Annotated in this window: 13 protein-coding genes, 2 tRNA genes and 1 riboswitch; of the genes, 11 read left to right on the forward strand and 4 right to left on the reverse strand. The window is 64.3% G+C overall.

Going from position 1 to position 20,002, the window contains the following annotated elements:
• Positions 1-29: 29 nt before the first annotated feature.
• Both AUR_RS14180 and AUR_RS14185 read left to right on the forward strand, forming a co-directional pair.
• Positions 30-1,469 carry an MFS transporter gene (locus AUR_RS14180; protein WP_031217322.1) on the forward strand — a complete coding sequence of 480 codons (1,440 nt, stop codon included), beginning with the start codon at positions 30-32 and terminating at the stop codon, positions 1,467-1,469.
• A gap of 178 nt (positions 1,470-1,647) precedes the next feature.
• Entirely contained in the window at positions 1,648-2,775 is a 1,128-nt protein-coding gene (locus AUR_RS14185) for an IS1249 family transposase (RefSeq protein WP_164888660.1), read from the forward strand.
• Between the two features lie 71 nt (positions 2,776-2,846).
• On the opposite strand, the gene AUR_RS14190 is transcribed toward AUR_RS14185, so the two are convergent.
• Both AUR_RS14190 and AUR_RS14195 read right to left on the reverse strand, forming a co-directional pair.
• Positions 2,847-2,935 (reverse strand) — tRNA-Ser (locus tag AUR_RS14190).
• Positions 2,936-3,012: 77 nt separating this feature from the next.
• Positions 3,013-5,202: a prolyl oligopeptidase family serine peptidase gene (locus AUR_RS14195; RefSeq protein WP_062095258.1), complete on the reverse strand. Its 2,190-nt coding sequence runs from the start codon at positions 5,200-5,202 to the stop codon at positions 3,013-3,015.
• A 60-nt stretch (positions 5,203-5,262) separates the two neighbouring features.
• Between AUR_RS14195 and AUR_RS14200 the strand changes: the two genes are divergently transcribed.
• Both AUR_RS14200 and cycA read left to right on the forward strand, forming a co-directional pair.
• Positions 5,263-7,200, forward strand: a complete 1,938-nt coding sequence (locus tag AUR_RS14200) for an FAD/NAD(P)-binding protein (protein WP_031217320.1) — start codon at positions 5,263-5,265, stop codon at positions 7,198-7,200.
• 96 nt (positions 7,201-7,296) lie between these two features.
• Positions 7,297-7,396: riboswitch (glycine riboswitch) on the forward strand.
• A 154-nt stretch (positions 7,397-7,550) separates the two neighbouring features.
• Positions 7,551-9,017, forward strand: a complete 1,467-nt coding sequence (gene cycA / locus AUR_RS14205) for a D-serine/D-alanine/glycine transporter (RefSeq protein ID WP_021474670.1) — start codon at positions 7,551-7,553, stop codon at positions 9,015-9,017.
• Positions 9,018-9,087: 70 nt separating this feature from the next.
• Here the strand turns inward: cycA and AUR_RS14210 are convergent, their stop codons facing one another.
• Both AUR_RS14210 and AUR_RS14215 read right to left on the reverse strand, forming a co-directional pair.
• Complete coding sequence (locus AUR_RS14210) at positions 9,088-13,074, reverse strand: ExeM/NucH family extracellular endonuclease (protein ID WP_128397192.1); 3,987 nt, start codon at positions 13,072-13,074, stop codon at positions 9,088-9,090.
• 304 nt (positions 13,075-13,378) lie between these two features.
• Positions 13,379-13,466 (reverse strand) — tRNA-Ser (locus AUR_RS14215).
• Between the two features lie 98 nt (positions 13,467-13,564).
• On the opposite strand from AUR_RS14215, the gene AUR_RS14220 reads away from it, so the two are divergent.
• The 7 genes from AUR_RS14220 (at position 13,565) to AUR_RS14250 (ending at position 19,929) form a co-directional block, all read left to right on the forward strand.
• Positions 13,565-14,548 carry an NAD(P)H-quinone oxidoreductase gene (locus AUR_RS14220; RefSeq protein WP_021474668.1) on the forward strand — a complete coding sequence of 328 codons (984 nt, stop codon included), beginning with the start codon at positions 13,565-13,567 and terminating at the stop codon, positions 14,546-14,548.
• Positions 14,549-14,573: 25 nt separating this feature from the next.
• On the forward strand, positions 14,574-15,116 hold the full coding sequence (locus AUR_RS14225; protein ID WP_021474667.1) for a PadR family transcriptional regulator: 543 nt from the start codon (positions 14,574-14,576) through the stop codon (positions 15,114-15,116).
• Positions 15,117-15,289: 173 nt separating this feature from the next.
• Complete coding sequence (locus AUR_RS14230; protein WP_062095260.1) at positions 15,290-17,560, forward strand: carbon starvation CstA family protein; 2,271 nt, start codon at positions 15,290-15,292, stop codon at positions 17,558-17,560.
• Positions 17,560-17,751: a YbdD/YjiX family protein gene (locus AUR_RS14235; RefSeq protein ID WP_021474246.1), complete on the forward strand. Its 192-nt coding sequence runs from the start codon at positions 17,560-17,562 to the stop codon at positions 17,749-17,751. The genes AUR_RS14230 and AUR_RS14235 overlap by 1 nt, the downstream gene beginning before the upstream one ends.
• Before the next feature lie 92 nt (positions 17,752-17,843).
• Positions 17,844-18,503, forward strand: coding sequence for a bacterial proteasome activator family protein (locus AUR_RS14240; protein ID WP_128397193.1), 660 nt, complete (start codon positions 17,844-17,846; stop codon positions 18,501-18,503).
• A gap of 8 nt (positions 18,504-18,511) precedes the next feature.
• Positions 18,512-18,967: a hypothetical protein gene (locus AUR_RS14245; protein ID WP_021474248.1), complete on the forward strand. Its 456-nt coding sequence runs from the start codon at positions 18,512-18,514 to the stop codon at positions 18,965-18,967.
• A 122-nt stretch (positions 18,968-19,089) separates the two neighbouring features.
• Positions 19,090-19,929 carry an aldo/keto reductase gene (locus AUR_RS14250; protein ID WP_021474249.1) on the forward strand — a complete coding sequence of 280 codons (840 nt, stop codon included), beginning with the start codon at positions 19,090-19,092 and terminating at the stop codon, positions 19,927-19,929.
• Positions 19,930-20,002: the final 73 nt, after the last annotated feature.

Consider the following 20,002-nt stretch of genomic DNA (forward strand, 5'->3'; position numbering starts at 1 on the left):
CGGGATACCGTTTGATCCGGACCGGAGCCATGAGCACAGAATCGAACCGCACCGACGTCGCAGCCCCAAGTGAGAGCATGTGGCAGCCAAAGCTCGCGTTGCTGGTGGCGGCCACCTTCTTCATGGAGTTCCTGGACGGAACCGTCCTGACCACCGCGATCCCGAGCATCGCCTCCGATTTCCGCGTGCCCGCAGCAGATGTCAACATCACCATGACCGCCTACCTGGTGACTGTGGCCATGGGGATACCGTTGAGCAGCTGGCTGGCGGAACGAATGGGCGCCCGGAGGGTGTTTTGCTTCGCCATTGCAGTATTCACGATCGCGTCCCTGCTGTGCGCGGTGAGCCAGGACCTGACGATGCTCACGCTCAGCAGGGTGGCCCAAGGTGCGGGCGGGGCCATGATGGTTCCGGTCGGGACGCTGGTGGTCCTCCGGGGAACGCCGAAGTCCGAGCTTCTCCGTGCCACCGCTTACCTCGTGTGGCCGGGCCTTCTTGCACCGGTGTTGGCCCCGATGGTCGGCGGAGCGCTGACGACGTTCCTCTCCTGGCACTGGATCTTCCTCATCAACCTCCCGCTGGGCCTGGCCGCATTCATCGCCGCGCTGCGCTTGGTTCCCCGGACCGCCGTCGGGGATAAACGCAGGCTTGACTGGCTGGGACTGTTGCTGACGACGCTTGGCGTGGGTGCCCTGGTGGTAGGCCTTGAAACATTGGGCGGCCACACACCGGGGCTGGTGGCTGCGGTAGTGGTTGGAGGCGGCGTCCTTTCCTTGGCCGGAGCGGTCTGGTGGATGACCAGGGCAAAAGTCCCGCTGTTCAACCTTGGGGTCTTCGGAACGAGGACTTTCCGTGCCACGTCCACGGGCGGCTTCATCTACCGGCTCACCATCAGCTCGGTTCCCTTCCTGCTGCCGTTGATGTTCCAGGATGGATTCGGTTGGGATCCCCTGAAGGCCGGTGTCATGGTGGCGGCGGTCTTTGTGGGCAACATCGGCATCAAACCGGCTACCACCCCCATCATCCGGCGGTTCGGGTTCAAGCCCGTACTGGTCTTTGCCTCTTTCGCCTCGGCGGTGACGTTTGTTCTGTGCGCCTTCCTGTCGGCCGAGACTCCCGAGCCGGTAATTTTCGGCCTGCTGCTGCTCAGCGGCGCTTTCCGGTCCATCGGCTTCTCCGCGTACGCCTCGGTGCAGTACGCGGATATCGTCCCTGAGCAACTGCCGTCGGCCAATGCCATCTCTGCCACGCTGGTGCAGCTGGCGGCCGGTGCCGGAATTGCCGTGGGAGCACTGTTCCTCCGGTTGTTCGAAACCGCCGGGTTCCTGGGTGGGGAGAACACCGCTTACAAAGGGGCCTTCCTGGCCATGGCAGTACTGATGCTCGTGAGTACCGTGGACAGCCTGATGCTTCACCGGGATGCCGGCGCGGAGGTCAGTGCAGGCGGTCGTGGCCGCCAACCCCGCTAACGCCGCTAACCCTCGAAGGGGGTCCTGCAACCCCGGGTTAAACGCAAAAGGTCGGGTTATAGGACAAAACGTGTGTAACGGAGGGGCTTGCTTCTCAGTATCGGCGGGCGAAATTCGGGGTAGCTAAGCTTTTGGAGCTTAGTGTGGCTGGGGTGCTTGCATATCTGGGAAATGTTTGGTGTGTGGCCAAACGCTGGTTCGGAACGGGAAAACGTCAGCGGGCAAACAACGCTACCGGTGCCTGAACTGCGGGTCGAGCCGCTCTGGTGAACGCCCGGATGTCAGTCGCAGGGCCGAGTTGGAAGCGTTCCTTGGCTGGTTGATGGGCACCACCGGCCAGGCCGCTGCTGCCTCGTTTGGCACGGCCCGGTCCTTCCGTCGGCGCACTGCCTGGTGCTGGAACATCGTCCCGCGGATCCCTGCCACCGGTGAGGTCCATGACCAGATCCAGGTCGATGGGATCTACGTCGGCTCGTGGTGCTGTTTGATCGCTGTTGCCGGGGAACATGTGCTGGGCTGGCAGTGGTGTGACACCGAGAAGAAGACCGCGTGGGCGGCGTTGCTGCAACGGTTCCCGGCACCACGGGTGGTGATCACCGACGGCGGGTCCGGGATCGCCGCTGCCCTGTCGGAGTGCTGGTCCGAAACCGCGGTCCAACGCTGCCTGGTCCATGTCCAGCGGAACGTCCGCACCTACCTGACCAGCCGGCCCAGAACAGAGGCAGGCAGGGCATTGCTGCGGCTAGGACGGGCGCTGACACGGATCAACGCCCCGGCCGAAGCAGCAGCATGGCTGGCAGGGCTCAATGCCTGGCACCAGGAACACGGGGCCCTGGTCAAAGCCCGCACCTACCGCGCCGCGACGGCCGTTGCTCCGGGATGGGTCCGATCGAATCAGGCCTGGTGGTACACCCACGACAGGCTCCGGAAGGCCTACCGGCTGCTCGAACGCCTCGGCCAGGCCGGCACGCTCTTCACCTACCTGAGCCGTGAATACAACGGGCTGGACATCGCCTCGACAACGAACAGGATCGAAGGCGGCACCAACGCCCAACTCCGGCTGATCCTGCGGACTCACCGCGGCATGGGCGAGGAACACCAAAAGCGAGCGATCGAGTGGTACCTCTACCTACACAGCGAGCAACCCCGCCCACCGGCCGCGCTCATCGAAACGAGTTACTACCGACCAGCCAAGAGAACAACCCAGACCCTGCAGGAACAAGAACCAGGCCCAGAGCTCTACAGCACCGGCCTCAGCCCAGACGAAGGCCTCTGGCACCGCACCGGCTGGGCAGGACGCACCTAACACGCCCGGGATTTACACACGTTTTGTCCTATAACCCAAAAGGTCCCGGTTCGAAAACCGGGACCACTTCGCGGAGACGGGGGGATTTGAACCCCCGGTCGAGTTTAACCCCGACCCTTCATTAGCAGTGAAGTCCATTCGGCCGCTCTGGCACGTCTCCAATTGCTATTGCTAGCCCACCAAGGATACGCAGAACGTGCGGCACAGTGCAAAACAGCCGTCAACCAAGCCTGGGCCTTACTCGCCCCCGGCCAACGCCCGCCAGAGGAAGTGGTTGCTCCTGGCCTGCAGCGCGGCGGCTTGCCTGTTGTCCGAAGCTCCGGCGTGCCCGCCCTCCAAGGCTTCGTGGAACCAGACGTTGGGGATGCCCATGGCCTGCATCCGGGCGGCCATCTTCCGGGCCTGGACGGGACCCACGCGGTCGTCCGAGGTCGCAGTCCAGATGAACGTTTCCGGGTATTCCACTCCGTCACGGAGCAAGTGGTACGGGGAGAACGTGCGGATGAATTCCCACTGCCCGGGCACATCGGGATCTCCGTATTCGGCAATCCAGGAGTATCCGGCGGACAGCTTCGTGTATCGGCGCATGTCCAGCAGCGGCACCCCGCAGGAGATCGCCCCGAACAGTTCGGGGTACTGCGTGAGCATGTTGCCCACCAGCAGCCCGCCGTTGGAGCCGCCCACGCACCCCAGGCGTTTCCGGCTGGTGACTCCCCGCGAGATGAGGTCCTGCGCAACCGCTGCGAAGTCCTCGTAAGCGCGGTGCCTGTTTTCCCGGAGGGCTGCGTGGTGCCAGGACGGTCCGTATTCGCCTCCGCCGCGGATGTTGGCCACCACGTAGACCCCGCCGCGGACGTGGGCGTCCTCCCCGGTGGTGCGGCGTTCAAGCCATGCCCGGCCGATCGTTCCGCTGTAGGCAGGGGTGCGGGAGACCTCGAACCCGCCGTAGCCGGAGAGCTGCGTGGGGTTCTGACCGTCCAGGACCAGATCTTTGGAAGCGACCTGGAAGTAAGGGATGCGGGTGCCGTCGGCCGAAACAGCGAAGTGCTGTTGGACCTCGTACCCGGCTTCGTTGAAGAACGACGGCGAGCGCTTCACCTCTTCGTGGTGGCTCCCGGCAGGTCCGAGTGAGCCGCGCGTGAGGGTCGTGGGAGTAGTGAAACCTGTGGCCACCAACCAGTAGTCGTTTCCGGCGCCGGATTCGTCCTCGTCGTCCACTGCATAGGCGTTGACGTCATGGAGCGGGGGACAGGCGTCCAGGGTGCTCCAGGCCCAGGAACCGGAGTCGTCCGGCTTTGAGGGGTCCAGCACCCGGATCTCGGAGGAGACGTCCCGCAGCAGGTTCAGCAGCAGGTAGTCCCTGGTCCAGCTCCAGGACTGCAGGGACGTGTGGTCGTCGGGCGTGAACAGCACCACCACGTCGCGTGTGCCGGCCAGCCACTCTTCAAGGCCTGCCGCGAGGAGGGAGCCGGCAGGGTATTGGACGCCGGCAACGGACCAGTCGTGCCGTGGACGGAACATCAGCCATTCGCGGTGCGCGCTGATGTTGACGTCCGTCGGGACGTCGATGTCCATCCAGGCGCCGTCATGGAGCAGCGACGTCCGCTGGTTGTAGAAGTCGATGTAGTCCACGGCGAAAGTGCGCTCAAAGCCTGGCGTGGAGTCGTGGGCGACCATGGCCAGCATGTGGTCTTCGGGGATCTCGAAGATCTGTTCCGCTGATGCCAGGGATTCGCCGCGGCGCAGCTTCACCGCGGTTCGGGCGTAGGAGGAGGAAGTTGCGGGTAGTCCGTCGGCGGTGCTGGAGACCAGGAGAGTGTCTGCATCGAGCCAGCTGACATGGCCCTTCGCGGTGGGTAGGTCAAAGCCACCATCGGCCGGGTCCACGAACGTCCTGGTGGCGAGGTCGAATTCGCGGTACCGGTTGGCGTCGCCGCCGTCGGGGGAGAGGGAAACCATGGCGAGCCGGTAGTCGGAACCGTCGGACGGGCGAAGGAAGCCGGCCCCGTGGAACACCCACTCGATACCTTCGGAGGCTGCCAAGGCGTCCACATCCAGCAGCACGTCCCAGTCCGGTGCGTCGGAGAGGTAGCTCTCCCACGTGGTGCGGCGCCAGAGGCCCTTGGGGTGTTCCCGGTCCTTCCAGAAGTTGTAGTAGAAGTCCCCCCGCTTGTTCACCATGGCGATGCGGTCGGTGGAGTCCAGGACCTCCAGGATGCCCGCTTCCACCGCCGCGTATCCGGCGTCTTCCAGGAGTTCTTCGGTTCGGGCGTTTTGTTCACGGACCCATGCCAGCTGTTCTTCGCCGTGGATGTCCTCCAACCAGACAAACTCATCCGTTGGCTCGGGTGCGACGTCGGCGTGGCGGGGCCCTGGCTGCTCGCGTTCTTCGGGCAAGGGCGATTGATCAGCTGCTGTGGTGGTCATCGCCCCATCCAAGCAACACAGGTAAAAGGGAAGCAAGTCATGCAGAAGTTAAGCTTGAGCGTGGCTACTTCCCAAACCAACCGTGTTGCCCTTGTCGGGGCTGGTCCCAGGGGTACCAGCGTCCTTGAGCGGTTGCTCGCGAACCGGGCGGCGGCAGGGAACGGCGGAAGCACGCTCCACATCCACGTCATTGACCCCTATCCGGCCGGTTCGGGGCACGTTTGGCAGCCCGGGCAGTCCCGGCTGTACCTGATGAACACGCAGTCGTTCTATCCCACCCTGATTCCCCAGGAACCGGAGCTTGCCCCGCCTCTGGCGGGCGGTTCGTTCGACGAATGGCGCGTGACCCGGCGTCGTGACGGCCAGGGACTCAGCGACGCCGAGAAGGCCGAGTTGTCCGCGCTGGCGTCCGACAACTTCCCGAGCCGCGCCCTGTACGGGCGTTACCTGCAGCAGACGCTGGCTGAGCTGCTCCAGCGGGTGCCCGACGGCGTGGACGTCACCTTCCATGAAACGTCGGCGGTGGCGGCCCGCCCGGCGGGTAAGGCGTTCGACGTCGAACTGGCCGACGGCGGTACCCTCACCGTCGATTCGGTGGTGCTCGCCCTTGGCCACATTGAAGCCCGCCTGAACCCCGAGCAACGCTCCTTCCAGGTGGCCGCCGAAGAACACGGACTGCTGTACTTCCCTCCGGCGCCTCCGGCCGACGTGGACTGGTCCATAGTGCCGGACAACGAACCCGTGCTGGTCCGGGGAATGGGCCTGAACTTCTTCGACGTCATGGGGCAGCTGACCGAGGGCCGCGGCGGCAAATTCGTGGACGCCGTCGCCCCGGGTACCGGCGCCCTGGAGTACCGTGCTTCCGGGCGCGAACCGAAAATCATCGCAGCGTCCAGGCGAGGCACCCCGTACCGGGCCAAAGCCGGGCTGTCCGGCTACTACGCCACGAGCATCACCCTCCGCTACCTGACGGAAGCCGCCGTCGACCGCTTCCGGGCTGCGGGGATCCAGCCCGGCTTCGACCATGATCTGTGGCCGCTCCTGCACCGGGACGCGTTGTGGGCGTACTACGCAACGTTGGCACGGTCCCAACCGGCCGCGATCCGGGACTCGGCCCAATTCCTGGCCGACCTGGAGGACGCGCTGCAGCCGCATGCGCACGCAACGGGCAACTGGGAAACCGAAGTGGGGGCGCTGGTCGAAAAACACGTGGTGGCTTCGCGCCGGCTGAACCTTCGGGCGCTCGCCGCCCCGTTGGCGGGCCGGACCTTCGCCTCCCGCCGCGAGTTGGACAAGGCCATCACCGATTACCTGGATGATGATGCCCTGCGTTCGGAGCTCGGCGAAGCCGATCCTGTGAAGATGGCGATCGGCGCACTCCATACGGGCCGCGCGATCCTTAAGACCGTGGTGGCGGACGGTGGAATCACGGATGAGTCGTGGGTGGCGGAGCTGCGCGGCTGGTTCGAATCCTTCGTCGAGGGACTGGCCAGCGGGCCTCCCGCACTTCGTTCGGAGCAGCTGGCCGCCTTGGCGCGTGCCGGCGTCGTGAGTTTCGTGGGGCCGGACCCGAAATTCAGCGTGGACCGAAACGCCAAGGTCTTCCGCGCCTTTTCGCCCTGGGTGCGGGATGCGCCCGTGCAGGCGAGGACCCTGATTGAAGCGATGTCGCCCGCCAACCGGGTGGGTATCAACGTCTCCCCGTTGCTGGAACAGCTCATGGAGGACGGCCTGGTGCGAACCAAGATCATGATGAGCGTCGAGGGGACGCCGGTGCAGACCACCGGCCTGGATGTGGAACCACATCCTTACCGGCCCGTGGCCGCGAACGGCTCGGTAACCGAGGGTTTGTACGTGCTGGGCCTTCAGCTGTCGGCAACCCAGTGGGGGACCGCCATCGCTGCCGAGGCGAAACCGGCAACGGGCCAGGCCTACACCAGCGGACAGCGGACGCTGCGCGACGCCGACGAGATCGCGCGGAGCATCCTGGGGCTTTAACCCCTTTTATGACGACCGTGGATGCCGGGCGTTTGCAGCGGGTGCCCGCCCTTCGCTAGTGTGTGATCTGCGTCACCGGCTGGTGATGCGCGCTAGTGATCCGCGGCGGGAGAGTCCTGCCGGTACATCCCGTCAGGCGCCGTAGGAGCAAACCCTCCCCAGGAATCTCTCAGGCACCCTGTACCGCCGCGGCGAGGCAACTCTGGAAAGAAGCACGGTTCCCACCGGGCTCACCGAAGGTGCAAGCGTTCCTGCCTGCAGGCACGCGGAAACTCTCAGGTCAATGACAGAGCGGGGAGGAACCCGAATCATCGTGGCATTCCGGTGCCGCCTGAACAATGGAGTTCCTCATGACGATTCAGCGCCCGCCAACAGACAACAACCATGAGCCCCACCTCGAACGGCAACTCAGCAACCGCCACATCCAACTGATCGCCATTGGCGGTGCCATCGGAACCGGCCTGTTCATGGGCTCCGGGAAAACCATCTCCGCCGCCGGGCCCTCCGTCATTTTCGTCTACATGATCATCGGCTTCATGCTGTTCTTCGTCATGCGGGCCATGGGCGAGTTGCTGTTGAGCAACCTGAACTACAAGTCCTTCAGCGACTTCGCCGCAGACCTTCTGGGTCCGTGGGCGGGATTCTTCACTGGATGGACGTATTGGTTCTGCTGGGTTATCACGGGCATCGCGGACGTCATTGCGATAGCCGGCTACTCGGAAGAGCTGTGGCCGGGCTTGCCCCTCTGGATTCCCGGACTCATCACGATCGGCATCCTCCTGCTCTTGAACCTGGCAACCGTGAAGGCCTTCGGCGAGACGGAATTCTGGTTCGCCCTCATCAAGATCGTGGCCATTGCGGCGCTCATCATCGTGGGCCTGTTCATGATCTTCAGTGGCTTCCAGTCCGATGCCGGCCCTGCCAGCTTCACCAACCTCTGGTCCCATGGAGGCTTCTTCCCCAACGAATTCATGGGGTTCGTGGCCGGTTTCCAGATCGCAGTCTTCGCGTTCGTGGGTATTGAACTGGTGGGAACCACCGCTGCCGAAGCGAAGGATCCGGAGAAAAACCTTCCCAAGGCCATCAACTCCATTCCCATCCGTGTGCTGCTCTTCTACGTAGGCGCCCTCATCATCCTGATGTCCGTTACTCCGTGGACGCAGTTCGCGGCCGGCCACAGCCCTTTCATCGCCATGTTCTCGCTTGCCGGGCTTGGGGCCGCAGCCACGATCGTCAACCTCGTGGTGTTGAGCTCGGCGATGTCCTCCGCGAACTCCGGGATCTACTCCACGTCCCGCATGGTTTACGGCTTGGCGCAGGAAGGCGACGCGCCCGCAGTCTTCAGTGCGCTCTCCGGACGCAAAGTACCCCGCAACGCGCTGTTCCTTTCCTGCGTGCTGCTGCTCTCCGGCGTCGTCCTCATGTACGCCGGCCAGGACGTTGGCAAGGCCTTCGACATGGTCACCACGGTGTCGGCCGTGTGCTTCGTGTTCGTCTGGTCGATCATCCTGGCGAGCTACCTCGCCTTCCGGAAGCGTCGTCCGCAACTGCACGATGGCTCCGCGTTCAAGATGCCCGGCGGTGTTGTGATGGTTTGGGTGGTCTTCGCGTTCTTCGGGTTCATCATGTGGGCATTGACCACGCAGCCGGACACCCTCATGGCGCTGCTTGTCACGCCGGTGTGGTTCGTGGCGTTGGGCATCGCGTGGGCCATCCTGCGCCGCCGGCCGGCCCACGTGGCCCGGTTTGAAGCTTTCCGCGCGAGCCTGCAAGAGGACGCTGAACGGCTTCCCGAGCCTGAACCCGCACGCAAGTAGGACACAAAAAGCCAGGCCCCGCGACCACACGGACGCGGGGCCTGGCCCCTTCACTGCCAACCGGGGTTTGTCAGCCCCTCAGGCACCTCTGATATTCCAACCAGGCGATGGCGTAGCGGAGCCAGCCCGCAATGTCGTACCACTTGGATGGTTTGGCCGGTGCCGTGCATTGCGGCGGATTCGGGACGCTCTCCGCCACCGTGACCAGGACCTTGACCGTGGTGCCGGTTTCGACGGCGGTGAGCACCAGCGTCGCGGTACCGGCTGCTGCTGTGGCGGGAACCGTGACGTTGACGTTCGCGGCACCGGAGGTCACCGGAACATCGCCCAACTCCACGGTGGTGCCTGCGGCGTCGACGAACGAGGCCTTGAGGGTCTTGTTCGCCGGGCTGCCGATGGACGTCAGGTCCAGCTTGGAAACGGCCAGGCTCAGGGCATCTCCGGCCGTGACGTCGCTGGCTGTTGTGTTGGCAACAGCTACGGAACGGCGCGCGAAGTCGGGCGATACCGGGTTGTGCGCCTGGAGGTACTTGATCCACGCATCCCGGTCCACCAGCCCGGTGTCCTTGGTGTTGCTGCCTTCCTGGAAGACGCGGAAGTTGTCACCGCCGGTGGCTAGGAAGCTGAAGGTACCGATCCTGTACTGCTTGGCCGGATCGATCGGCGTACCGTCCACCCAGATCCCGGTGACGCGCTCACCTGCCGGGCGGGCGGCGTCGTAGGTGTAGTTGACGTTCTTGGACAACCCCAACTGCTGGTACGGGCGGCTCGGAACCGTTCCGTCGGGGTTGGTCTGCCACTGCTGTTCCAGGAGCGTCTTGAACTGCGCGCCAGTAAGGGACGTCGTCCAGAGATTGTTGACGAACGGCAGCACCGCGTTCGCCTCGGCATAGGTGATGGTTCCGTCCGGGGCGTAGTACAGCTCGTTGCGGAGCCCGCCGGGATTCACGACGCCGATCTCCGCTGCACCCAGTTCCGGCGCCTTGAGCGTGTCCACCAGTGAGTCCGCCACGAGGTTGCCCAACGTGGACTCGCTCGCGCGGTCGTCCCGCTTGGGGGCGCCGCCTTCGGGGTCCGGCGTGAACGCCGTGGTGATATCAGCGGTCACTGCCCCTACCGGCTGGTTGCCGATCTCTTTGGCGTCAGCCAAGGCCTTGTCCACGATCGTTTTCACGGCTGCCACCCGGGGGTAGGCGGCAACGAGGCTTTCGGGAGTGTCGGTGGTGCGCTCCACGATCGATGCTTCGTAGGCGGTGACCGTCTTGGAAGCCACGTCCACGGTCAAGGTCACGGTTCCCACGTTCTCCCCGTAGTTGCCGGTCTGGATGATCGGCCGGGTCTTTCCGGTGGCTTGCCCGTCGGCGTCCCGCACCGGGGCGTCCCAGGCATATTCCTTGTGGGTGTGGCCGGTGAAGATTGCCGCGACGTCGGGCGTGGTTTGGTTCACGAGTTTCGCGAACGGTCCTCCGGCGGCAACTTCCTCCTCCAACGTGGCGCCGTCGGGCGTTCCGGACGCTGCGCCGTCGTGGTTTTCGACGATGATCAGGTCAGCGGCGCCCTCAGCCTTGATCTTCGCCGCAACCCGGTTGATGGCATCCACCGGATCACCGAACTCCAGGTCTGCGATGCCCGCCGGAGTCACCAGGGAAGGAACCTCCGGGGTGACGGTGCCGATCACTGCCACGCGCAGGCCGTTGAGTTCCAGCACCTTGTACTCGGGCAGGACGGGAGTGATGGTGCCCTTTTGGTAGACGTTCGCGCCAAGGTAGGCGAACTTAGCGTTGGTGCCACCCGCGGCGACGCGGTCGCGCAGGTCCTCCCAGCCGCCGTCGAACTCATGGTTGCCAACCGCGGAGGCTTGCAGCTCGAGGGCGTTCAGGACGTCGATAGTGGGCTGGTCTTTCGCCACGGAGGAGGCAAAGAGTGATGCTCCGATGTTGTCCCCGGCCGAGATGAACGCCGTGGCGCCCGGTGCCGCGGCAGCACGCAACTTCTCCACCGTTCCGGCGAACAGTACGGTGTTGGAATCGATCCTGCCGTGGAAGTCGTTGATCCCCAGGAACTGAAGGTCTACGGTCTGCGGCGCACTTGGTGCCAGGTCAAGGCCGACCACCACGGGATCGTGGTCGCTGGCCCGGAACTCGTCCGACGCATAGTAGTTGGTCACATTGTTGTTATACCGGCTGTATTCCAGTGCCACGGACTCCACGGAGTTGATGTTCCATATGTCGCTTCCCGTGACTGTCGGGAGGGCGGCGGGAGAAGCCAGAACGTGGTCCAGCGAGCCGACCATTCCGCCGTACAAGTAGGAATGCTTGCCCGGCCCTGCTTCAAGGTTGGTGTAGCCCGCGCCGGTGAGGACGTTGAGGGGGTCCTCCTTGGCGTAGGCATTGAAATCGCCCATCAGGAAGACCTTGTCCGTGCCCATGGAAACCTGCTGGTCCTTGGCGAAAGCGAGCAGCGACTCGGCCTGGCGTGTCCGGGCAAGGTTCGATGCACCCTGGCCTTTGTCCGTGTCCTCCGGCGTGGCGGCGGATCCCTTGGACTTGAAGTGGTTGACGATTGCGATGAACTTGGTGTCATCTGCTGCGCCTGGGGGCTTGAAGGCCTGGGCCAAAGGCTTGCGGGCACTGGCAAAGGCATCGGTGTCGTTGTGGATCACGGAGCCACCCACCGGTTCGGCCGTGGCTTTCTTGTAAATGAAGGCCGTCCGGATCATGTCCTCATCGCTCAGCGGAGGAGCATTCGCCGGCGTGCGGACGTAGTCCCACACCCCGGGGGTCTTCGCGTTCAGGGCGTCCACCAGTGTTGCCAAAGCGGCATCGCGGTCCTTGCCGAACTGGGCCGAATTCTCGATCTCTTCCAGGGAGACAACGTCGGCCCCGGACTTGGTGATGGCGGCGACGATCTTGGCCTGCTGGCGTTGGAAGTTCTCCGCGTTGGCGGCGCCGCGGGCGTTGCAACCTTCCTTGACGGTGATGGGGTTGCCATCACGGTCGGTGTAGTACACGCAGCCGCTGAGTTGATCGCCCGTGGTGGGAAAGTAGTTCAGGACGTTGAAGGAGGCCAGCTTGAGGTTGCCGCCCACGTCGGCAGGGCCTTCAGGGCGTGAAACGGTGAAGGACGCGGGCTGCACCCCGTCCGCAGTGGCCGCAGTCAGGGGCGCGAGGGGCTGAAACTTCCAGGAGTTGTTGCCGTAGCCCAGGATAACGTCGGTCGTGAACGTGGCAGCCGAACCTACCCGGACGGGGTTTTCCGGAGTGAGGTAGGGCAGTTGTTGGGCTTTGGTGGTGGCGTCCTTAAGGAAGTTGGTGGACGCGCCGTCGTCGAGCTTGATGCCGCGCGCCGCGTTGTCAGCCACAACCGCCGAATACTCTGCCGAACCGTACGGGGCTACCGCCGTCGGCTGCACCAGGGGTGATGTGCCGGCCGCGAGGCCGATTTCGCCGTACTGGTTCAGAGCGTAGTTGTCCGTCACCACAAAGTCGCCTTGGGGTGCGATCAGCATCCCTTCGAGGCGCTCGCGTGCGACCTCGTTGGCCGGGAGGGACAGCGGTGTGGCCTTCACTTCCGGGGCGGGATCAGTCAGTTTTGTGACACCCGCCGCTTGCACCGTGATCTGGGTCTGGTTCGCGAATTCGCTCACGACGCCGGTCAGTTCCAGGTAGTCGCCCGGCTGAACGGAACCCGCCGTCGTAGGGGAATAGACGAACAAAGCGTCCGACGCCGTCCTGGCCGCCCCGCTGCTGTCGCCTCCCGTCCCCGGACTTTGGACGTAGTAGCCGTTCAGGCCGCCGGTGGCGTAGGCCGCGGTCACCTTGCCGCGGGTGGTCACGGTGCTGCCGACGAGTGGGCTGGCGGGGCCGGTGCCTTGGATCTCGGCGATGGTCTTGGTGCCGGACTCCGGCTGCAGCAAATACGCCTCATTGACGACTACCGGCGAACCAGGAGCCGCGGGGTCATCTGCTGCGAGGGCCGGCACAGCTGTCAGTGGGGCCGCTGCCAACCCCGCTGACAGGACAGTGCCCGCCAGGAATTTCCAGTGCTTACGTCGCATCCGCTCTTACTTTCGTGAGGGAGCCCAGCCGGGCTCGCTGAGGGCGTCCACGTTCCATGGCGCGGACGATGAACCGGAAGTTGCTCCGGGTAAAGCTGCCTCGGGTCTAGCTCAGCGCGAACGGATGAATGGGGCATTGCCTGCCGGTAAGCGGAAGGTTGCCCGATAGAACACTATGTGCGGCCTTAGACACTTTCAATGGTTATCCGGGGGCAGGTTCTCAGATAATCGCACGGCAGCGGCGGCGAAGAGGGCTGGAAAGCAGAAAGTGCCCCGGGTTCTGGCACCCGGGGCACTTGTTACGCGGAAGGTAAGGGATTTGAACCCTTGGTACGGGGTTACCGCACACTGGTTTTCAAGACCAGCTCCTTAGGCCGCTCGGACAACCTTCCCTGCCTAGTAGTGTTTCATAGGGAGTTGGCTGTACCAAAACATCACGTACTTTCAGGCCCCGGAGCCGGTTAGTGCAGCAAGAAAACGGGAGTTCGTCATGAAAGCCGTCTTTATTTCCGAACCAGGCGGACCCGAAGTCCTCGAAGTAAGGGAAGTACCGGCACCGGTGCCCGGCGAGGGCGAGGTGCTGATCGACGTCGTAGCCGCAGGCCTCAACCGCGCCGACGTCCAACAGCGCCGGGGCTTTTACCCGCCGCCGCCAGGGGCCTCGGAGATTCCCGGCCTTGAAGTGTCGGGCCGTATCGCCGGGTTCGGGCCTGGTGTCACCAAGGCCTTTACTTTGGGGGACAAGGTAGTCGCGCTGCTCTCCGGCGGCGGCTACGCCCAGCAGGTGGCGGTACCGGCCGAACAAGTGCTGCGTCTACCCGAGGGCGTGGACCTGGTGACGGCGGCGGGTCTTCCGGAAGTGGCGGCCACTGTTTACTCGAACCTCGTCATGACGGCACAGCTCCAGCAAGGCGAGACGGTCCTCATCCACGGCGCGACGGGCGGCATCGGCACCATGGCCATCCAACTGGCCAAAGCCTACGGCGCCAAGGTGGCCACCACTGCCGGCACTGATGAGAAAGTGGGCACCGCCAAAGCGTTCCTGGGTGCCGACATCGCCATCAACTACGCCGAAGAGGACTTCGTCGAAAGCCTCAAGGCACAAAACGGCGGCAAAGGCGCCGACGTGATCCTCGACGTCGTGGGCGCCAAGTACCTCCAGCAGAACATCGATGCACTGGCCGATTACGGCCGGCTGGTGATCATCGGGCTCCAGGGCGGCACCAAGGCCGAGATCAACCTGGGACAGCTCCTGAGCAAGAGGGCTGCCGTCATCGCTACGGCGCTGCGCCCCCGGCCGGTGGCGGAGAAGGGCATCATCATGTCCGCCGTCCGGGAGGTGGTGTGGCCCATGCTCGCCGACGGGCGAATCAAACCACTCGTGGCCAAGTCGTTCCCGCTGGAACAGGTGGGGGAGGCGCACAAGTACTTCGACTCCGGCGACCACGTAGGAAAAGTCCTGCTGCTGCTCTGACCCGTCCACTACAGCGAGGAGCCCCATGTCCATCCGGCACAGCCTCCTGGCCTTGCTCCAGGGCCAGCCCAGGTACGGCTACGAGCTGCGCTCGGAATTCGAAGAACGCACCGGCGCCGCGTGGCCGTTGAACATCGGGCAGGTGTACACAACCCTGGACCGCCTTGAGCGGGACGGGCTGGTCAGCAAAGACGGCGACGACGGCGGGGGACACGTCGTCTACAGCATCACTGACGCCGGGGTAGCCGAGGTGGATGCCTGGTTTGAGGATGCGGTTGAGCGCGGCAACCCGCCCCGCAACGAGATCGCCATCAAGCTGGCGCTCGCCGTCACCCTTCCCGACGTCGATCCTTCCGCGGTGATCCAATCCCAGCGCGAGGTTTCGTTGCGCGCCCTGCAGGACTACACCCAGGCCAGGAAGGCGGCCTCGGCGGGTCAGCGCCCGGCGGATACGGCCTGGCTCCTGGTCCTGGATTCCCTGATCTTCCAAGCGGAAGCCGAGGTCCGCTGGCTGGACCTGTGCGAAGCCCGGATGGTGCAGGCTCAAGGCCGCAACCACTCCAACTAACCGCCGTTCATCGCAGCATCACTACCGTTCACCGCACCCGGACGGGCCTGGGCGGTGGGTCGCCCTTCCCCGGGGAACCTCCTTGCTAGCGTGCGCTTGCCGTGTGTCCGCGCACGGCATCATGACGCCAACGCAGGCAGCACAGCGCCGCGGCAGGTCTCAAGGAGGAGAAAATGGGCAAGTTACCTGAGCAAACCGGACTCGTGGAGGGATTGGACCCCACGCTGCCCGCGCCGGCAGTGGACGATTCAGTCCGCGAAGCCGAGGAACGGAAATGGACTCCCGCCAAGATCGGTCTCTGGGTAGCCATTGCGCTGCTGGGCGGCGTCGCCTGGGTGATGCTGGCCCTGGTCCGCGGCGAGACTGTCAACGCCATCTGGTTCGTTTTCGCAGCGGTTTGTACCTACCTGATCGGCTACAGGTTCTACTCCAAGGTCATTGAACGGTATCTGACCAAGCCGGATGACCGTCGTGCCACCCCGGCCGAATACAAAGCCGACGGCAAGGACTACGTCCGCACGGACCGGAACGTCCTGTTCGGGCACCACTTTGCCGCGATCGCCGGTGCCGGGCCGCTGGTGGGACCTGTCATCGCAGCCCAGATGGGGTACCTCCCCGGCACTATCTGGATCATCATCGGCGTCGTACTGGCCGGTGCCGTGCAGGACTATCTGGTGCTGTTCTTCTCCATGCGCCGCGGCGGCCGGTCCCTGGGCCAAATGGCGCGCGAGGAACTTGGCGTCATCGGCGGAACCGCCGCCCTGGTGGCCACCCTGCTGATCATGATCATCATCGTCGCCATCCTGGCGCTGGTTGTGGTCAACGCTTTGGGTGAGAGCCCGTGGGGTGTCTTCTCGGTGGGCATGACCATCCCGATCGCGCTCTTCATGGGCGTCTACCTTCGCTTCATCCGTCCCGGAAGGGTGATGGAGGTGTCCATCATCGGCTTCGTACTGCTCATGGCAGCCATCATCGGCGGCGGCGCCGTGGCCGGAACGGAATGGGGCGCAGCCTTCTTCCACCTGGACAAGGTGACCATCGCCTGGGGCATCATCATCTACGGCTTCATCGCCGCCATCCTGCCGGTGTGGCTGTTGCTGGCGCCCCGCGATTACCTGTCCACCTTCATGAAGATCGGTGTGATCGCCATGCTGGCCGTGGCCATCATCGTGGTCCGTCCGGAGATCAACGTCCCGGCCTTCAGCGAGTTCGCCAGCCGTGAGAACGGTCCGGTCTTCTCCGGTGCGCTGTTCCCGTTCCTCTTCGTGACCATTGCCTGCGGTGCCCTCTCCGGCTTCCACGCCCTCATCTCCTCCGGCACTACGCCGAAGCTCATTGAGAAGGAACGGCAGACCCGGTTCATCGGGTACGGCGGCATGCTCATGGAGTCCTTCGTCGCGATCATGGCCCTGGTGGCCGCAATCTCGATCGACCGGGGCATCTACTTCGCCATGAACGCACCCTTGGCGCTCACCGGCGGAACGGTTGAGTCCGCTGCGCAGTGGGTGAACAGCCTGGGCCTGGCGAATGTGAACATCACCCCCGACGTCCTGGCGCAGACCGCGAGCGACGTGGGGGAGGAGAGCATCATCTCCCGTTCCGGCGGTGCTCCCACCCTGGCCGTTGGCTTGGCGCACATCATGCAGCAGTTCATCGGCGGTCCGGGAATGATGGCGTTCTGGTACCACTTCGCAATCATGTTCGAGGCGCTCTTCATCCTGACGGCCGTCGATGCAGGCACCCGCGTAGCCCGCTTCATGCTGCAGGACTCGATCGGCAACTTTGTTCCCAAGTTCAAGGAAGCGTCATGGCGCCCGGGTGCCTGGATCTGCACAGCCATCATGGTGGCAGCGTGGGGCGCCGTCCTCCTGATGGGCGTCACGGATCCGCTCGGCGGCATCAACACCCTGTTCCCGCTGTTCGGCATTGCGAACCAGTTGCTGGCTGCCATTGCCTTGGCGGTCTGCATGGCCATCGCGGCGAAACGCGGAACGTTCAAGTTCCTGTGGATCGTGGCCGTCCCGTTGGCCTTTGCCGCCGTCGTGACCATTACGGCGAGCTTCCACAAGATCTTCTCGCCTGTTCCCGCCGTCGGCTATTTCGCGAACAACGCAGCCTTCAGCAAGGCTTTGGCGGACGGAAAGACGGAGTTCGGCACGGCCAAGACCGTAGCGGCCATGGAAGCCGTGGTCCGCAACACCATGATCCAGGGAGTGTTGTCGGTCATCTTCGTGACCCTCAGCATCATTGTGATAGTCGCAGCCATCATCGCGACGGTGCGGGCCCTGCGCGCCGGAGGCGGCGAGGACCATGAGGACCCTGCCCTCCCCTCCAAGGTGTTCGCCCCCGCCGGCCTGATCCCGACGGCAGCGGAGAAGGAGTTGCAGGCAACATGGAACGCACTGCCGCCGGAGAAGCGTTTGGAGAAGGCCGGGCATCACTGATGAATGCCGTCCTCAAGGGCCTCCGTGGCTTCGCCGGTTACCTCCGGGCGGTCATGGGCGCCGACGCGTACCAAAAGTACGTTGAGCACTTCGAAGCTGTAGGCCATTCCGGTCCCGTCATGACTGAACGCGAGTTCTGGCGGGACCGGATGGACCGGCAGGACACCAACCCCCAAGGCCGCTGCTGCTGAATCCCGGTGGCCATGGGAGTTTCGCTACAAACGAAGTCCAAAAAGGCCGACCGACCCCGGTTGGTCCGCTTGGGCGTGAGAGTATGAAACCCATGAGCGATCTGAACGACATTCAGCCCAAGGATGAGGCTTCGGACGACACCCCTGTTGAGGGCACTCCCGTGGAGGGCAACGCGCTGGACGGGGATGCCCCGGCCGCGGCCGACGGGAAACCGGGCGACGCCGGGGACGGTAAGCCGAAGGGCTCCAACCTGCAGGAACTGGTGGATGAACCGGCCAAAGTGATGCGGATCGGAACCATGATCCGCCAGTTGTTGGAAGAAGTGAAGAGCGCTCCCTTGGACGAAGCTGCCCGGGGCCGCCTGGCCGAGATCCACGAACGCTCCATCAAGGAATTGGAAGATGGCCTGGCGCCCGAGCTGATTGAAGAGCTGGAACGCATCAGCCTGCCGTTCCCCGATGAAAAAGCACCCTCTGACGCCGAGCTTCGGATCGCCCAGGCCCAGCTCGTTGGCTGGCTTGAAGGCTTGTTCCACGGCATCCAAGCCGCCATCGCCGCCCAGCAGGCCGCGCGCGACCACGCAGCAGCCCAGCGGCAGCTGCGCCAGTTGCCCCCGGGTACGGTGATCGCGCCGGGGATCATTATTGGCGAGAACGGCCAACCGCAGAGGGCTGCTGCTCCAGGAGCCGCGGCGCCTGAGTCCCCGGGACGTCCCGAGGACCCCGACCACGGTCCGGGCCAGTACCTCTAAGCTCGTCCATGAGTTTCTTTGGGGCCGTCCGGCAAGGGCGGAAGGATGATCTTGAGCTTGGCAAGGGCCTGTGGCGCCGGGCCCATGACCGTTTTCAACGCGGGCTGGACCGGTACCATCAGGTCCTTGAGGGTGTCGAGGACGATCAGCTGTACGGCGAGCTGGTAGAGATCGCAAATTCCTTGGCCGCTTTGCTGCCCCGGGTTCGGGCGGTGTGCGTGGAAGCCCAGAAGCGCTCACCCAGCGACGGCTTGGATGTTCCCGGTGCTTTGGCAGGAGTGCACCGGGCGCTGTCCAAGGCAGGAAATGCCTTGGCCACCACCGCCGAGGCGGCAGCCATGCTTCGCCTCGCCGTGGGGCCGGTTCCTGTGGGCGCCCTGTCCGTGCACCGCCGCGCGGAGGCCGTCTTCGAGCAGGTCGCTGACGCTGAGCGGCTGATGAATGAGCAAGGCGAAAACCCCTAAAGCGTGCGGCGCATGCAACTACCCGCGTGCGCCCTTATTCCCTTGGTGCAATGAGTTAAGCGGATAGCTGATCTTCCTGTTTTCGGGCGCGCAGAGCGGCCTGAGGCTGGCAGGATGGCATCATGACTTCCTCACCAACACTGACTTTCAACGACGGCAACACCATCCCCCAGCTCGGCTACGGGGTGTGGCAGGTTGAAGACGATGTAGCCGAAAAGGTGGTCCGCCAGGCGTTCGAAGCCGGCTTCCGCCACATCGACACCGCCAAGATCTACGGCAACGAATCCGGTGTGGGCCGTGCCATTGCCTCCTCCGGCCTCTCCGCCGAGGAAATCTTCATCACCACCAAGCTGTGGAACGCTGACCAGGGCTACGAGTCCACGCTGGCGGCCTTCGAGGACTCCATGGACCGCCTGGGCCTGGAAACCCTGGACCTCTACCTCATCCACTGGATGCAGCCCAAGCAGGACAAGTACGTTGACACCTGGAAGGCCCTGATCGAGCTTCAGAAGCGCGGCCGGGTCAAGTCCATCGGCGTGTCCAACTTCAGCATCGAGGGCCTGCAGCGCCTCATCGACGAGACCGGAGTAGTACCGGCCATCCACCAGGTGGAGCTGCACCCGTTCTTCAACCAGTCCGAGCTGCGTGCTTTCGACGCCGCACAGGGCATCCTCACGCAGGCCTGGTCGCCGCTGGGCCAGGGCGGCGAGCTGCTCGAGAACGCGACTATCGCCGAGATCGCCGCCAAGCACCATGCCACCCCCGCACAGGTGGTTATTGCCTGGCACCTCGCGATCGGCAACGTGGTCATTCCCAAGTCCGTCACCGAATCCCGTATTCAGGAAAACTTCGCCGCGCTGTCCGTGAAGCTGGATGAAGCCGACGTCGAGGCCATCAACGGCCTGGACCGCGGCGCTGAAGGCCGCATCGGACCGGATCCCGCAGTTTCCGACTTCGCCTGATTCTTAAACAGGCGCCCCCACCCAACTGGGTAGCAGTTGTGCGCGTTTTGATCGCTCAAAACGCGCACTACTG

The organism is Paenarthrobacter ureafaciens, assembly GCF_004028095.1.
Classification (GTDB): Bacteria; Actinomycetota; Actinomycetes; order Actinomycetales; family Micrococcaceae; genus Arthrobacter; species Arthrobacter ureafaciens.

What these genes read in the sequence shown, in the direction of transcription:
- AUR_RS14235 (WP_021474246.1), top strand. Translation starts at nt 17,560, where the DNA reads ATGAATGCCGTCCTCAAGGGCCTCCGTGGCTTCGCCGGTTACCTCCGG.
- AUR_RS14210 (WP_128397192.1), bottom strand. Translation starts at nt 13,074, where the DNA reads ATGCGACGTAAGCACTGGAAATTCCTGGCGGGCACTGTCCTGTCAGCG.
- AUR_RS14195 (WP_062095258.1), bottom strand. Translation starts at nt 5,202, where the DNA reads ATGACCACCACAGCAGCTGATCAATCGCCCTTGCCCGAAGAACGCGAG.
- AUR_RS14240 (WP_128397193.1), top strand. Translation starts at nt 17,844, where the DNA reads ATGAGCGATCTGAACGACATTCAGCCCAAGGATGAGGCTTCGGACGAC.
- AUR_RS14230 (WP_062095260.1), top strand. Translation starts at nt 15,290, where the DNA reads ATGGGCAAGTTACCTGAGCAAACCGGACTCGTGGAGGGATTGGACCCC.
- AUR_RS14245 (WP_021474248.1), top strand. Translation starts at nt 18,512, where the DNA reads ATGAGTTTCTTTGGGGCCGTCCGGCAAGGGCGGAAGGATGATCTTGAG.
- AUR_RS14220 (WP_021474668.1), top strand. Translation starts at nt 13,565, where the DNA reads ATGAAAGCCGTCTTTATTTCCGAACCAGGCGGACCCGAAGTCCTCGAA.
- AUR_RS14180 (WP_031217322.1), top strand. Translation starts at nt 30, where the DNA reads ATGAGCACAGAATCGAACCGCACCGACGTCGCAGCCCCAAGTGAGAGC.
- AUR_RS14225 (WP_021474667.1), top strand. Translation starts at nt 14,574, where the DNA reads ATGTCCATCCGGCACAGCCTCCTGGCCTTGCTCCAGGGCCAGCCCAGG.
- AUR_RS14250 (WP_021474249.1), top strand. Translation starts at nt 19,090, where the DNA reads ATGACTTCCTCACCAACACTGACTTTCAACGACGGCAACACCATCCCC.
- cycA (WP_021474670.1), top strand. Translation starts at nt 7,551, where the DNA reads ATGACGATTCAGCGCCCGCCAACAGACAACAACCATGAGCCCCACCTC.